Raw genomic sequence first — 15060 nt, 5'->3', positions numbered from 1 at the left:
TTGCTTTATTTTTTTTAATATTTGAGAATGCGAATACATTTTATAGCTATTGGGGGAAGTGCAATGCATAACCTGGCAATAGCTTTGCATCAGAAAGGTTTTATTGTAAGTGGTTCAGATGATTTAATTTTTGAGCCATCGGCAAGCAGACTTTCCAGACATGGGATTTTACCTGAAAAACTGGGTTGGCATGAGGAGTCAATCACGGCTGATCTTGATGCGGTTATTTTAGGAATGCATGCCCTTATTGATAATCCTGAATTACTCAGGGCGCAAGAACTTGGACTGAAGGTTTATTCTTATCCTGAATATATCTATGAACAGACCAAAGATAAGCTGAGAGTAGTTATTGGGGGTAGTCATGGTAAAACCACGATTACTTCCATGATCCTGCATGTACTTAACTACTACAAAAAAGATTTCGATTACCTGGTTGGTGCTCAGCTGGAGGGATTCGATACGATGGTACGCCTTACTGAGGCAGCGCCTATAATTATTATCGAGGGAGATGAATATTTAGCTTCCCCGATTGACAGAAGACCTAAATTTCATATTTATAAAGCAAATATTGCTGTAATCAGCGGAGTAGCCTGGGATCATGTGAATGTATTTCCTACTTTCGAAAATTATTTGCACCAGTTTGAACTTTTTATCGATACAATCATGCCTGATGGCAAATTGTTTTATGCTTCGACTGACAAAGATTTACACACCCTTGTTGAAAGTAATCGTAAAGAAATCGTTAAAACAGGATACGAAATTCCTGCACACCGCGTTAGCAATGGTATAACTTATTTACTACCTGAAAATCTGCCGCTGAAAGTTTTTGGTGATCATAACCTTATGAATTTAAGCGCAGCGAAATTGGTTTGTAAAGAAATTGGTATCAGTGAAAATGATTTTAATCTTGCAATTACCTCATTTAAAGGGGCATCAAAAAGGTTGGAGTTGTTAAATGCGGAGAAAAACACAAATGTTTATAAAGATTTCGCACATTCCCCTTCAAAATTAAAAGCTACTATTGAGGCGGTAAAGTCGCAATTTGAGGAAAGAAAATTAGTAGCTTGTATAGAATTACACACATTTAGTAGTTTAAATAAAAATTTTTTACTACAATATGCAGATACGATGATCCGTGCAGAGAATCCTATCGTATATATAGATATAAAAACATTTCAACAAAAAAAAATTAAGCCTTTCACGGAAATAGATGTTCAAACAGCATTTAATAACGATAAGCTTACTTTTTTTGACAATGCCTCTACTCTTGAGCAATACTTAAGAGGGTTAGATTTTCGCCAGACAAACCTTTTGCTGATGAGCTCAGGTAACTTTGGCGGTATGGATTTAGCCAAACTGGCACGTGAGTTGAATACTTGAAGAACAAAACACACCTAAATTTATAACAATGAACATCATCGGTAAGAACATCAGACAGCTCCGTCAAAAAAATGGATGGAGTCAGGGCGAAGTAGCTAAAAGATTAAACATCTCTATTCCTGCATTTTCAAAAATTGAAACTGGGATTACAGATATCAACATCTCAAGGCTGGCTCAGATCGCTAATCTTTTTGAAGTTTCAACAATGGACATCATCTCCAAAGAAGGAGAAAATCCTCAATCTGTAAATTTTGAAGAGATCAATAATCTGAAAGCGAAACTATCACTGAGAGAAGAAGAGATCATTAAACTTCAAAAGAAGGTTATTGATCTTTACGAAGAAATCAGAGAAAAATAGTAAGATTTTAAAAGCCTGTTTAGCATTGTTAAACAGGCTTTTAAATTAAACGGCAGAGAAGACTTTTCTCATAGTCAGGTGACGCTTGCCGAAAACAGCGCCGGTTGCTTCATGAATAGAAAGCATTTTATCATTGAAGTCACCTACCCAGGATAATTCCAGTTCGTCATACTGATCCAGCGGCAAAACATATTCTTTTAGTTTAATAAATAAAGCGGATTCCAGTCCGTGTTTTTGATAGGCAGTTTTTGTACCCATCACAATGGCTCTCATCCTGTTGACGCCTTTCCATCTGCGGTAAACAAATTTCAGTTTTTCGATCAAACCTAATTTTCCGTTGAAACCTTTGATCATTTGATTGGCATCTGGTATGATAACTACAAAGGAAGCAGGTTCTCCGTTGAGGTAAGCGAACCAAATAAGTTTTTCATCCATGATGGCCTCCATCTGTTTGAAACTCTCCTGAAGGGTTTCTTTTTTGATTGGGACAAAGTTTTCAAAGTCTTTCCATCCATCATTGTAGATTTCCATCAGGTCCTGCACATATTTTTCCGCATTCTTCTTGGAAAAGTGTTCAAATGTATAACCTGGTTTATTCGCTACCCAGGTTGCAATCTTTGTAAAGCGTTCCGGAAAAGGGTTTCTGACCGCAAGGTGATTGGTAATTTGCTGGTAAGAGGTAACAAATCCATAGTTTTCAAAAAAGGCCTGGTAATAAGGAGGATTATAATTCATGCCGTAAGATGGGGGAGTGAAGCCTTCTACGAGTAAACCCCAGAAGGTATCATTTTCGCCGAAATTAATCGGTCCGTCCATCGCTGCCATTCCTTTTTCTTTTAACCAGGTTTGTGCGGCATCAAATAGCTTAAAGGCGGCGTCCTGATTGTCAATGCATTCAAAGAAACCTGCACCACCTGTTGGCTGTTCGTAGTTAAATGCTTTTTTGTTATTGATGAAAGCAGCAATCCTTCCAATTGTTTTTCCCTGTTCATCTTTTAAGATCCAGCGGGTACATTCTCCGTGTTGAAAGAATATATTCTTCTCCGGGTCAAATGTTTTCTCTACATCCTGATCGAGCGGACAAATCCAGTTCTGATCATTTTGATAAATGGTATGCGGAACCTGTAAAAATTCTTTTTTTGTCTGTGAACTGGAAACGGAAATTACCTGCATTTATTCATTTGGGGTTAAAATTGCTTTGCTGCAGCTGTTTAAATGAACTTTAAACAGCTGCAGCAAAGCAAGGATAAAAAAAAAGCATCCTGTAAAAAAGATGCTCTATATAATTTGACAGAATTACTTAATAAGTGTCATCATCATCATCTGAATCAAAGTCGCCGAAGGTGTCCAGATCATCTAATGGAAGATCAAAATCATCGTCGTCATCGTCGAAAGTCTTCTTTTTCTCAATAGAGTCATAAGAATTCTCATCATTCATCTCTTTGTCCTGTGCCTGATCATCTAATGAACTTTTCTTAACAGATTTTTTTGGAGTTGTCATTTGTCTTAAATAAAATTACCAGAGTTGTTGATACGTTAAATTTACAAAAAATCATTAAAAGGAGCTTCGATGCTATCCAGAAAGATTTTTTGCTCAATCAAATTTAACATAAAAGCTTTTCAAAAAAAGAACTTTTTTCAAATTTCAGCGGAACTTTTTCAAGAGGTTGCTGGTCAGTTCATAATAGGCAATAATTCAGGACAAAAAAAAAGTGGTAAAGCTTTAACTTTACCACTTTTAACACACAAATGAAACCTGAATTGAGATAAGTTTTAGGTTAGGTTAAAAATATCTTTGGCCAATTCTATAAGAACGCGTTTTACAAACTTTGTTTGTTTTAATATCTATAACAAGTTTAATGCTATTTTAATTTTAAACGAATAATACTTAGTAAGTGGTAGGTATCTTTGAGTAAACGGTAAAATCTACTTATTTGGGACTAAAATAGAGATAGTTGTACCCGAATTACCGTTCTGTTTAATGCTGATTTGTATTGGATTTGCCTCAATCTGGTTGATCAGGTTGATTCTTTCCTGAGTTAGGCTCATGCCTTTACTCTCATGTGTTTCTCTTTTAACCTGTAGTGAGTTGTCTATTCCTACACCATCATCTATAATTTGAATCAATAAGTAATCCGCATTTTCCTGCTGAATTACAATGGAGATTTTTCCGCCCTCTTCTTTAGGCATCAGTCCATGCCAGATGGCATTTTCTATATAGGGCTGTAAAATCATAGAGGGGATCATCGTTTCGTCCTGGTCGATATCTGGGGCAATATGGATGGTATAATTAAACTTCTCTCCAAATCTTTTCTTTTCCAGGGTCAGGTAAAGTGTCAGGTATTCGATTTCTTCTTCCAGCGCAATAAAGCTTTTGGTACAGATGTCCAGGTTTTTTCTGATCAGCCTGGCGAAACCGGTTAGGATCTTATTGGCTGATGAGGTGTCTTTAGTATTGATGTAATGCTGAATAGAGTTCATTACGTTAAAGACGAAATGCGGGTTCATCATTGCTTGCAGCGCTTGTTGTTCGAGCATCAGGATCTTGTTTTTTAACAGCAGTCTTTGTTGTTCTTTATCTTTTTGCTGCTGGGTCACGATGACCGCAATCTTATAAAAACTAAAGCTGGCTAAAAGCAGGATGACGAAAATGAACCACCAGGATTGCCAGAAGTGTGCTTTTAAAACGAAACTTACGGCTACTGGCTTGCTCCACTGGCTATTGTTTGTTTTTGCGCTGAGTTCAAATTTATAGCTTCCGGGCTCCAGAGAAGAGAATTCCAGTCTCCTGTTTTTTGTTTCTGTCCATGGGCTGGCCGATTTTAACCGGTAACGGTATAAAATATAGTTGTTTTGAAAGTCAAGGGCACTGTAGTAAAAAGTAATATTATTTGCTGCTGGGGCAAGATTGAAGGAATCTGTATTCAGGCTCAATGGTTTTCTGTTATTGATGATCGTGGAGATCAGTACTTTGGGCATTTCCTTATTTCTGTCAAAAGGGGTATTGGCAAAGAAAACCAGGCCATGGTTAGTGGCAAAATAGGCGGTATCACGATCTACATATAAGCCGTTGACATCATTGTCGAGCAGGTTATTAGTATATTCAAAAGATTCTACGGGATTTTTACTGTTTAAAAAGATCCGGTTTACGCCATTCGTAGTCACCACCCAAACGTGGTCTTTTTGAATAAATAGCTTTTTGCAGATGTTGTTTGCCAACCCGTCTTCACGGGTAATTTGCCTGATCAGCAGGTTGTTTTTAAAGAAAAGTAATCCATATCCATCGGTTGCCAGCACAATAGTGCCGTCTGGTAACTGTGCAATGTCATTGATCCTTTTGGTTAATAAGGGGTGACGCTGATAGTGTCTGGTAAGTTTGCCTGCAGATAATTCGGCCAGCCCGTTCACATTGGAAAACCATAGATTATCGTCTTTGTCATAATAGACGCGGTAGGCCCTGTTGCTGAAGAAGTTTTCTCCTTCTTTATAATTTGATGAAGTAAAAGATAGTTTATGAAAAGGGTCATTCACCATCACTACACCCGAGGATAGGGCTAAGGAAAGATGGTTTTTACTGCTGACGCTAAAGTTTTTCAGTACAAAACCGGAACTATGTGTTTCCTGCAGGTATTTAATGTTTTGATTTGTGTGTTGAGCGGATAGCATGCCTAATCCGTAATCTGAGCTGAAAAACATTGTTTTTCCGGTAGAATCTGTACTGATTTGTTTAATGCTGTTGAACTTTTTCTTATCCTGCAGCTCAATAATCTGCATCTGATTAGCTGATTTATTCAGGACGTTGATTTTTCCATTGTCTAGTCCGAGCCAGAGGTGACCTGAGTAGTCTTTAGTAATGCTCCTGACGGTATTATTGCTCAAGCCCTGGCGGTTATCCCGGATATACACTCTTTTAGACTTTTTAGGCAACATATAGATCCCATTGCTCGTGGCAAACCACATGTTTTCCCGATTGTCTTTGATCACCTGGTTTGTGGTCAGGTTATGCAGGTAATGTGTTTTTGTGCCATCCGTTTCCAGGTGATAGACTCCTGAGTTGGTAGTTAGCCATAGGGCTTTTTGGTTTTCTGCATAAAAATAGCCAGGATTATCTGCCAGCAAATTGCTGTCGATCTTCATCGTTAGCTGCTGTTGTATACCGTTTTTGAAATTAAGTCCTTTTTTATCCAGAAAATACATTGTCCGGTTGGGCAGGTTTTTGACAGTTTTATAGGATAAAGAACCGATTTTATATGTTGTTTTATGAAAGGCTTCTCCATCAAAGATACGTACAGCGTGTGCAGTTGATGCCCATATCCTGCCGGATTTATCTTCGTAAATAAAAGTATTGATAAACTGATTAGCGGGATCAGCAGAGCTGTACTTTTTTAGTGATTTCCCATCCCACCTGGCCAGCAGGTTTTTATTGGTACCAAACCAGATGCGACCTTTGCTGTCTTCAAAAAAGGAGGTAACTACACCGTTAAATTTTAAAAGCTGAAGCAGTTTATCATTGCTTTCATTGTAGATCACACCGTTTTGAAAGTAACTGAGCTGTCCGTTTAAGGAGAAAAACCAGATTCTTCCGGAGCGGTCTTCATTCAAACGGATAATCTGATTGTCGGCCAAACCGTCATCGATAGAGAAATTCTCAAATACTTTTCCGTCAAAACGGCTTACTCCTGCGTCTGAGGCTACCCAGATATAGCCTTTTTTGTCTTGAAGTATAAAATAACAGCTGTTACTCGGTAAACCATCTTTACTGCCGTAATGTTTAATAAAAGTAGTCTGTCCATAGCCATAAATACCCGAAACTATTAAAAGGAAAAGCAGGATTATTCCTTTGGCAGGGAAAGCACTGGCTTTATTTATCACTGGTGAAATTGGTATATTGTTTAACTTTTTCTGCGAAGATACTTGCTCTTCGTCTTGAAACGGCTATTTTCTCTCCGTTTTTCAGTAAAACTTCCATTCCATTTTTTGAATTGTATTCTTTAAGGTAATTTAAATTTACAATACTGGATTTATGGATCCTGATAAATTGATCTTCTGGCAGAATTTCTTCATAGTCTTTCAGTACTTTAGATACAGTAATTTTGTCTCTGTTATCGAGATGAAAGATAGAATAATTGCTATCTGCTTCTATATGAATGATTTCATTGAGGTCTATCAGGGTATATCCTTGCCCGTTCGGCAAACTTATTTTCCTGATCTCGGACCGGTCTGCTAAATTATTTGCTAAATTTTTTAAGCGTTCATTCCGGTCAGATTCCTGGTCAATTAAACGGATTAATTTTGTTGCTTTTTCTACCGTTTCTTTGAGTTCATCGATGTCAATTGGCTTAAGTAAATAGTCCAGGGCATTCGCCTTAATTGCTTTCAGGGCATACTGATCATAAGCGGTAGTGAAAACGACCTGGGTATTGTTCAGTTTCGCATCTGGAATAAGCTCAAAGCCATTTTTCCCGGGCATAGCGATATCCAGAAAGATCAGGTCAACTTCATGTAAAGAGAGCAGTTCACGTGCTTCATCTACTGATTTGGCAATCCCGCTGATGTGCACATTTTCGCAATTTTCCTGTAAGAGAAAAAAAAGTGAAGAGCGCGCAAATTCTTCATCGTCTACTATTATCACATTGAACACAAGCCGATATTTTTATAAGGTGAAATTATCAAAAAAATAAAGGAGTCAAGAATTTTTTTAACAAAGTCAAAAACCAAACGAATTTATATGCCGTATGTCACGGTATAATCATGGGGGCCCTCAACTTAGTTGAACCATAATTTAAATCATTTCTTATGAAAAGTTTACAAGGAGAGAAAGAAGTACTGCTTCAGGAGAGCGGTATTCTGACTGCAAAACTGCAACGCAGATCTTTTCTGCAATATGCAGGAGCAGGGGTTGCGGGAGTGGCTTTAGTTGCTGCAGGCTGTAAAAAGGATAAAAGTATCCCAGGATTAGATACAGGTGTGGATTTAGGTAGCGGTGATCCGGGTATCTTAAATTACGCTTATGCACTTGAACAATTAGAGGGTGCATTTTATGATGCAGTAGTCAAAAGCCCTTATACAGGTATTCCTGCAAATGAGCTTGCTTTATTAACTGATATCAGAGACCATGAGTTAGCTCACCGTGAATTTTTCAAAAAAGCATTAGGTACTGGTGCAATTGTAAATTTAACAGTAGATTTCTCGTCGATTAATTTCGCTGATAGAACAAGTGTATTGACGACAGCTAAAACATTTGAAGATTTAGGGGTTTCGGCTTACAATGGTGCAGGTAAACTTTTAAAAACTGCAAAATACTTAGAGGTTGCCGGAAAAATTGTTTCTGTTGAAGCCCGTCATGCTGCTTTAATCCGTGATTTGATTTCGAATGGGTCTTTTGCTGATTTAACAGCTGTTGATGCCAATGGGCTTGATGGTGCCTTGACACCTATCCAGGTTTTAACTAAGGCTAAAGCTTTTATCAAAACTGCAATTAACGCGTCTAATTTACCTACTTCTTAATCCGGGAAATCATGAATATCATTAACATATTAGAAGAAATTGAAAAAGTGGATGGAGAAGTGTATGAACGCTTAAATCCACGCAGAGCAGCAATGAAATCATTTTATGGCTTTGGATCAAAGGTAGCTTTAGCTGCGCTTCCAATGGCTTTAGGTTCTATGTTCAAAAAGGCCTACGGACAAACCACAAACGGTGTGATTGATGTGCTGAACTTTGCTTTAACTTTAGAATATATTGAATATAATTTTTACCAGACTGGTATTAATACTGCGGGATTAATTCCTGCCGGTACACCTGCTGTAGGCGCCATCAATACGATCCGTGATCATGAATTGGCACATGTTAATTTGTTAAAAGGAGCAATTACTGCTTCGGGTGGTACTCCGGTATCTTTTACGGCGGCTTCGTTTGATTTTACTGCAAAAGGAAATTTCCCTACTGTATTCTCTGATTATCCAACTTTTCTGGCAGTAGCACAAGTGTTTGAAGATACAGGTGTAAGAGCTTATAAAGGTCAGGCTGGTAACCTAATGAGTAGTCCAAGTGTATTGCAGACTGCTTTACAGATTCATTCTGTTGAAGCGCGCCATGCTTCACATATCCGCCAAATGCGTAAAGCTCCGGCTGGTGGAGGTTTAACTTCTTTAAAACCATGGATTACTGGTGCTAACGACAGCGGTGTTGCAGCAGCAGCAGCGAGTTATGCTGGTGAGGATAACGTAACACAATTAGATATTAATATTCCAGGTCTTGGTTTCTCCGTGAATGCATCAACAGAAGCTTTTGATGAACCACTAGGTAAAGATCAGGTACTTGCGATTGCAAGTCTGTTTATCAAATAATTTTTCGAGGGGGAGATATGGTGAGAAAAAGGAAGAGGATCGAAATTCTCTTCCTTTTTATTTATAACAGCAATTAATAATTAATCACTTGTTCTTCTAAGTGCTCAGGAAGGTCGCGGTAGTTATACTGCTGACCTCTTAATTGCGGTTCAAAACCTGCTTCTCTGATGGCATCCTGTATTCCTTTTGCTGTAAAACGGTGTGGTGCACCAGCAGCAGAAACTACATTTTCTTCAATCATGATAGAGCCAAAATCGTTAGCACCTGCATGTAAACACAATTGTGCTACATTTTTACCTACAGTAAGCCACGATGCTTGTATATTTTTAATGTTCGGCAGCATAATTCTGCTTAATGCAAGCATCCTTACGTATTCATCTCCGGAAACATCATTCGTAATTCCCCTTAAACGCTTCAATAAAGTACCGTCATCCTGGAAAGGCCATGGGATAAAGGCTAAGAATCCTTTGGCATCTGCTGGTTTTTCACTCTGAACTTCTCTGATCCACACTAAATGCTCAAAGCGTTCGTCTATAGTTTCTACGTGACCAAACATCATCGTTGCAGAGGTGGTAATATCCAGTTGATGTGCTGCACGCATCACATCCAGCCATTCCTGGCCGCCACATTTTCCTTTAGAAATTAAGCGGCGAACCCTGTCATTCAATATTTCAGCTCCTGCGCCAGGCAAAGAATCCATACCGGCAGCTTTCAGTGCGCTTAAAACTTCTGTATGCGTAAGTTTATCGATTTTTGCAACGTGTGCAATTTCCGGCGGGCCTAAAGCGTGTAATTTAAGATCAGGATAAAGTTCTTTTAATTTTCTGAACAGGTCAGCATAAAATTCAAGCCCAAGATCAGGATGGTGTCCGCCCTGTAAAAGTAACTGATCACCGCCAAGACGGAAAGTTTCTTCAATTTTAACTTTATAAGTCTCTATGTCTGTGATATAGCTTTCGTCATGACCTGGTCTTCTGAAGAAATTGCAAAATTTACAGTTCGCTATACACACATTGGTTGTATTAACGTTTCTATCAATTTGCCAGGTAACTTTTCCGCTTGGGACCTGTTTTTTTCTCAGCTCATTTGCAACAAAGGCCAAATCGGCAGTAGCAGCATTGTGGTACAGAAACACGCCCTCTTCTTTTGTTAAAAAGTCGAATTGCAGAGCCCTTTGTAATAATTCGGCAGTATTCATACAGCAAATATACCATTTGTTCTGCTGTTTTTATTTCATGAGATTATCACATTTACCCTAAATCATTATTCCTATATTTGACACAATTATATATTTTATGGTAGATTTTAATCGTTTTACACTAGCTAATGGCTTACGTGTTCTGGTACACGAAGATGATACAACGCCTATGGCGGTATTAAACATCCTTTATGATGTAGGTGCGCGGGATGAGGAAGAGGGTAAAACCGGTTTTGCCCATCTTTTTGAGCACCTTATGTTTGGAGGTTCTGTGAATATACCGGTCTATGATGAACCGCTGCAAAGAGTGGGAGGGGAAAATAATGCTTTCACAAGTAATGATATTACAAATTATTATATCACTTTGCCGGCCACGAATATTGAAACTGCTTTCTGGTTGGAAAGTGATCGTATGCTAAGCCTGGCGTTTTCTGAAAAAAGTCTGGAAACACAGCGTAATGTGGTTTGTGAAGAATTTAAACAAAGATATTTAAATCAGCCTTATGGTGATGTATGGCTGAAATTAAGACCGCTCGCTTATAAAAAACATGCTTATCGCTGGGCAACTATAGGACAGGACCTCGCACAAATCGAAAATGCTTCGATGGATGATGTGAAGGCCTTCTTTAAAAAACATTATAATCCTCAGAATGCCATTATGGTTGTGGGTGGAAATGTGAAAACTGAAGAGATTAAGTTATTGGCAGAGAAATGGTTCAGTCCTATTCCTGCCGGAGATAAATACGTTAGGGATTTGGTTCAGGAGCCAGCTCAGACAGAAGCGCGCAAAGAGACTGTAACTGCAAATGTTCCTTTGAATGCATTTTTTCTGGCTTTCAAAATGGCTGCGCGCAGAGATGCTGATTACCAGGTTTATGATCTTTTATCTGATGTGCTTTCTCAGGGACAGTCTTCCAGGTTATACAATAGTTTACTGAAAGATCAACAGCTGTTTAGTGACATTCATGCTTACATTACCAGTAGTCTGGATGAAGGTTTATTTGTCGTAGAAGGTAAACTGAGTGAAGGGGTGACAATGGAGGCCGCAGAAAAAGCTGTTTGGGCTGAGCTGGATAAGATCGCGACTGAAGAGGTTAGCCAGGTAGAATTGACGAAAGTGAAAAACAAATCGGAGTCTATTATGGTGTTTGCTGAAATGAGCCTGCTTGATAAAGCAATGAATCTTGCTTATTATGAGCTACTGGGGGATGCAAATGGATTAAATACTGAAATTCAGAAGTATCTTGCTGTTGACGCAGCGAAACTGCTCCAGGTTGCCAAAAAGACTTTCGTAAGAGAGCAATGTTCTACTTTATACTATTTAACTTCCGAAAATGCTTAACCGAACCCTTATACCTGAGTCAAGACAGGTGAATGATATTAATTTTATTGCTCCTCAAAAACAAGAATTAGCGAACGGGATTAAGGTATTTACTGTGAATGCCGGAAAACAGGAGCTTGTTCGTATTGAATTTGTTTTTGAAAATGTAAACTGGGATGAATCTAAACCATTGCAGGCCATAGCGGTAAACCATTTGATTAATAATGGGACCCACAAGCTTACTGCAAGAGAAATTGCCGACAAGGTAGATTATTATGGTGCCTTTTTACAAACGGATTATGGTGCTGATCAATCGAGTATCAAAATATATACGCTGAATAAACATCTTGGATCAGTACTGCCTATTTTATGGTCTGTATTGAATGAGAGTATTTTTCCTCAGCAGGAACTGGATATTTTTAAACAAAATCAACAGCAGTCTCTTAAAGTGAGTTTGCAGAAGAATGATTTTCTTGCGAGAAAGAACTTTGCCCATGCGATTTTCGGAACCTCAACTTATGGTTCTGATATTGATGTGGAAGATTATCAGGCTATAAACAGAGCAGATTTAGTGGCTTATTTCAGTGCTGCTTACAAGCCTGAAAACTGTACTATATTTGTTGCCGGAAAATTTGAAGCTGCTGAATTTGACTTGTTGAATGCCAATTTTGGAAAGGACTGGAATAATGAAGCTTCTTCTACAATCAATCATTTTTCTTTTGAAAGTGCACCCAAAGGTGAGATTTTCGTAGAAAGGGCAGATGCAATACAGTCCGCAATCAGAATGGGAACTTTAAGTATCAATCGTTCGCATCCGGATTTTGCAGGTTTTCAGGTGATGAATTGTCTTTTAGGTGGTTACTTTGGTTCCAGATTAATGGCTAATATCCGGGAAGATAAAGGTTATACTTATGGTATTGGTTCTGCAATCGTTTCTTTGAAAGATGCTGGTTATTTTTTCATCGCTACAGAAGTTGGCGCTGATGTTTGTACCAGTGCATTAAATGAGATTGAGAAAGAAATTGATTTATTGAAATCAGAAGCAGTTTCTGAGCAGGAATTAAGCCTGGTCCGCAGTTATATGCTGGGTTCTATGCTGGGAAGCCTGGAAAATGCATTCTCTCATGCTGATAAGTTTAAAAACATTTATTATTCTGGTTTGGATTATGATTATTATGACAATTACATCCATACGGTTAAATCAATTACTGCTGAACAGATAAAAGCACTGGCCAATAAGTATTTAAATACCGCAGATTTTACGAAAGTTGTGGTTGGTAAAAAATAAGTAAAATGTAATTTTTTATTTCTTTTCGGCCATTTTTTTACCTGAAATATTTGCTCATATTTGCGCCGGATAAAGATCATTTCTTCCTTTTGGGAATGATTGTAAAATAGATTTATGACACCAAAAAAAATCGATATTAATAGTTTCGTATATAAGCTAAACCATGATTTGTCTACGGTTGACTGGACCTATGTTTGTGAGCTTTTCTATAAGATTGACTGGAGAACAAGGGTAGAGCCGGAGATCGAATCTGCCTTCAGAAAAAGCACATGGACTTTGTTTGTTTACCATGAAGATCAGATTATTGCTTTTGGAAGGGTAGTAGGGGATGGACGTTATTATGCAGTCATGGCAGATATAGTTGTTGATCCAGACTTTCAGGGAAATGGACTAGGGAAAAAAATCATCAATATGCTGAACGGACAGCTTGATAATTATCATTTTGTAAATTTAACGGCAGCTCCGGGAAAGGGTAATTTTTATCAGAAGCTGGGCTGGAAAAAACAAACCACTTCTTATATCTGGCCGCAAGGACCTAAGCAGTTGAGACAACATTGTGAGCCTGAAGAAGGTTCAGAGATCTAATTTGATTGTCAATTTCTCTCCAATCTTTGTTTATTGGAGAGAAATGTTTCTGGTTTCAAATAATTTATGTAGATTTGCCCGGCAAGTAATAACTCCTAATTATTTGCCATGCAACTCGATCCCCAAAAATTTATTGCCGAAGGACTAACATACGATGACGTATTATTAGTTCCAGCCTACTCCGAAGTCCTTCCCCGTGATGTAAACACCGGAAGTTATTTAACAAAAAAAATACGTATTAATGTACCTGTAGTTTCTGCTGCAATGGATACCGTTACTGAATCCGGACTGGCAATTGCTATTGCTCAGGCTGGTGGTATTGGCATGCTGCACAAGAATATGAGTATTGAGCGCCAGGCTGAAGAAGTTAGCAAGGTTAAACGCTCAGAAAGCGGAATGATACAAGATCCGGTAACCCTTCGTGCAGATGCAATTGTTGCAGATGCATTCCAGATCATGACTAAATATAAAATAGGTGGTATACCTATTATTGACAATAATAATAAATTGGTTGGTATCATTACCAATCGCGATCTTCGTTTCCAGAAAGATATGCAGCGCCCGATTTCGGAAGTAATGACTTCTGAAAATCTGATTACGGCTGCCGAAGGAACAACCCTGATCCAGGCTGAAGAAATCCTTCAGGACTACAAAATCGAAAAATTACCGGTTATCAATAAAGAAGGTAATCTTGCGGGTTTAATCACCTTTAAAGATATCCAGAAATATAAAAATTACCCTAAAGCTTGTAAAGATGAGCGTGGCCGCCTCCGGGTTGGTGCTGCTGTTGGCGTTGCAGCTGATAATATTGACCGCGTTGCTGCCCTGGTTAAAGCCGGTGTTGACGTAGTTACTGTGGATACTGCACATGGACACTCGAAAGGTGTGATTGACATGGTGAAAGCTATTAAGGCTCGTTTCCCTGACTTACAGGTAATTGCCGGGAATATTGCTACAGCTGCTGCTGCTTTGGCACTTGCTGAAGCTGGTGCTGATGCTGTTAAAGTTGGTATAGGACCGGGTTCAATCTGTACAACAAGAATCATAGCAGGTGTGGGAGTACCTCAGTTATATGCAGTTTATGAATGTGCAAAGGCTTTAGAAGGTACAGGAATCCCTGTTATTGCTGATGGTGGTATCAAACAAACGGGAGATATCGTTAAAGCTCTCGCTGCCGGTGCAAGTTCAATCATGGCTGGTTCTTTATTCGCAGGAGTAGAGGAGTCACCAGGCGAGACTATCATTTATGAAGGACGTAAGTTCAAGTCTTACCGTGGTATGGGTTCTGTAGAAGCGATGCAGCATGGTTCTAAAGACCGTTATTTTCAGGATGAGGAAGATGTAGTGACTAAGCTTGTTCCTGAAGGTATTGTAGGCCGTGTTCCTTATAAAGGAACTTTAGCTGAAGTAATTTATCAATATGTTGGTGGTTTGAGAGCAGGAATGCATTATTGCGGTGCTGCAACTATTGAAGAACTGCAACAGGCTAAGTTTGTAAGAATAACAGCAGCTGGAATGAGAGAAAGTCATCCACATGATATTTCGATCACTAAAGAAGCTCCAAACTATTCACGCTAGGTC

Annotated in this window: 13 protein-coding genes; 8 read left to right on the top strand and 5 right to left on the bottom strand. The window is 38.6% G+C overall.

What is annotated here, in order from left to right; all coding sequences use genetic code 11:
* Window positions 1–27 precede the first annotated feature (27 nt).
* Window positions 28–1380: a UDP-N-acetylmuramate--L-alanine ligase gene (locus AY601_RS12545; protein ID WP_068401491.1), complete on the top strand. Its 1353-nt coding sequence runs from the start codon at window positions 28–30 to the stop codon at window positions 1378–1380.
* A gap of 28 nt (window positions 1381–1408) precedes the next feature.
* Window positions 1409–1738: a helix-turn-helix domain-containing protein gene (locus AY601_RS12540; RefSeq protein ID WP_041884843.1), complete on the top strand. Its 330-nt coding sequence runs from the start codon at window positions 1409–1411 to the stop codon at window positions 1736–1738.
* A gap of 45 nt (window positions 1739–1783) precedes the next feature.
* Here AY601_RS12540 and AY601_RS12535 read toward each other — a convergent pair whose 3' ends face one another.
* The 4 genes from AY601_RS12535 to AY601_RS12515 form a co-directional block, all read right to left on the bottom strand.
* A complete protein-coding gene (locus AY601_RS12535; RefSeq protein WP_068401488.1) occupies window positions 1784–2911 on the bottom strand; it encodes a hypothetical protein in 1128 nt (375 codons plus the stop codon).
* A 127-nt stretch (window positions 2912–3038) separates the two neighbouring features.
* Window positions 3039–3239, bottom strand: coding sequence for a hypothetical protein (locus tag AY601_RS12530; protein ID WP_068401482.1), 201 nt, complete (start codon window positions 3237–3239; stop codon window positions 3039–3041).
* 425 nt (window positions 3240–3664) lie between these two features.
* Window positions 3665–6610, bottom strand: coding sequence for a sensor histidine kinase (locus tag AY601_RS12520; protein ID WP_084359237.1), 2946 nt, complete (start codon window positions 6608–6610; stop codon window positions 3665–3667).
* Complete coding sequence (locus tag AY601_RS12515) at window positions 6600–7379, bottom strand: LytR/AlgR family response regulator transcription factor (RefSeq protein ID WP_068401457.1); 780 nt, start codon at window positions 7377–7379, stop codon at window positions 6600–6602. Before AY601_RS12515 ends, AY601_RS12520 begins: the two co-directional genes overlap by 11 nt.
* 155 nt (window positions 7380–7534) lie before the next feature.
* Between AY601_RS12515 and AY601_RS12510 the strand changes: the two genes are divergently transcribed.
* Together AY601_RS12510 and AY601_RS12505 are read left to right on the top strand one after the other, a co-directional pair.
* Window positions 7535–8245, top strand: coding sequence for a ferritin-like domain-containing protein (locus AY601_RS12510; protein WP_068401454.1), 711 nt, complete (start codon window positions 7535–7537; stop codon window positions 8243–8245).
* Between the two features lie 11 nt (window positions 8246–8256).
* On the top strand, window positions 8257–9087 hold the full coding sequence (locus tag AY601_RS12505; RefSeq protein WP_068401451.1) for a ferritin-like domain-containing protein: 831 nt from the start codon (window positions 8257–8259) through the stop codon (window positions 9085–9087).
* 73 nt (window positions 9088–9160) lie between these two features.
* Here the strand turns inward: AY601_RS12505 and mqnC are convergent, their stop codons facing one another.
* On the bottom strand, window positions 9161–10285 hold the full coding sequence (gene mqnC, locus AY601_RS12500; protein WP_068401449.1) for a cyclic dehypoxanthinyl futalosine synthase: 1125 nt from the start codon (window positions 10283–10285) through the stop codon (window positions 9161–9163).
* A 97-nt stretch (window positions 10286–10382) separates the two neighbouring features.
* Here mqnC and AY601_RS12495 point away from each other — a divergent pair, with 97 nt between their 5' ends.
* The 4 genes from AY601_RS12495 (at window position 10383) to guaB (ending at window position 15057) form a co-directional block, all read left to right on the top strand.
* On the top strand, window positions 10383–11627 hold the full coding sequence (locus tag AY601_RS12495; RefSeq protein WP_068401437.1) for a M16 family metallopeptidase: 1245 nt from the start codon (window positions 10383–10385) through the stop codon (window positions 11625–11627).
* On the top strand, window positions 11620–12894 hold the full coding sequence (locus AY601_RS12490; RefSeq protein ID WP_068401434.1) for a M16 family metallopeptidase: 1275 nt from the start codon (window positions 11620–11622) through the stop codon (window positions 12892–12894). The genes AY601_RS12495 and AY601_RS12490 overlap by 8 nt, the downstream gene beginning before the upstream one ends.
* A gap of 114 nt (window positions 12895–13008) precedes the next feature.
* Window positions 13009–13479 carry a GNAT family N-acetyltransferase gene (locus AY601_RS12485; protein WP_068401431.1) on the top strand — a complete coding sequence of 157 codons (471 nt, stop codon included), beginning with the start codon at window positions 13009–13011 and terminating at the stop codon, window positions 13477–13479.
* Between the two features lie 108 nt (window positions 13480–13587).
* On the top strand, window positions 13588–15057 hold the full coding sequence (gene guaB / locus AY601_RS12480) for an IMP dehydrogenase (RefSeq protein WP_068401428.1): 1470 nt from the start codon (window positions 13588–13590) through the stop codon (window positions 15055–15057).
* Window positions 15058–15060 lie beyond the last annotated feature (3 nt).

Source organism: Pedobacter cryoconitis (assembly GCF_001590605.1).
GTDB classification, from domain to species: Bacteria; Bacteroidota; Bacteroidia; order Sphingobacteriales; family Sphingobacteriaceae; genus Pedobacter; species Pedobacter cryoconitis_A.
The sequence above is the reverse complement of the archived record's forward strand: the minus strand, read 5'-3'. Positions and strand labels throughout refer to the sequence as shown.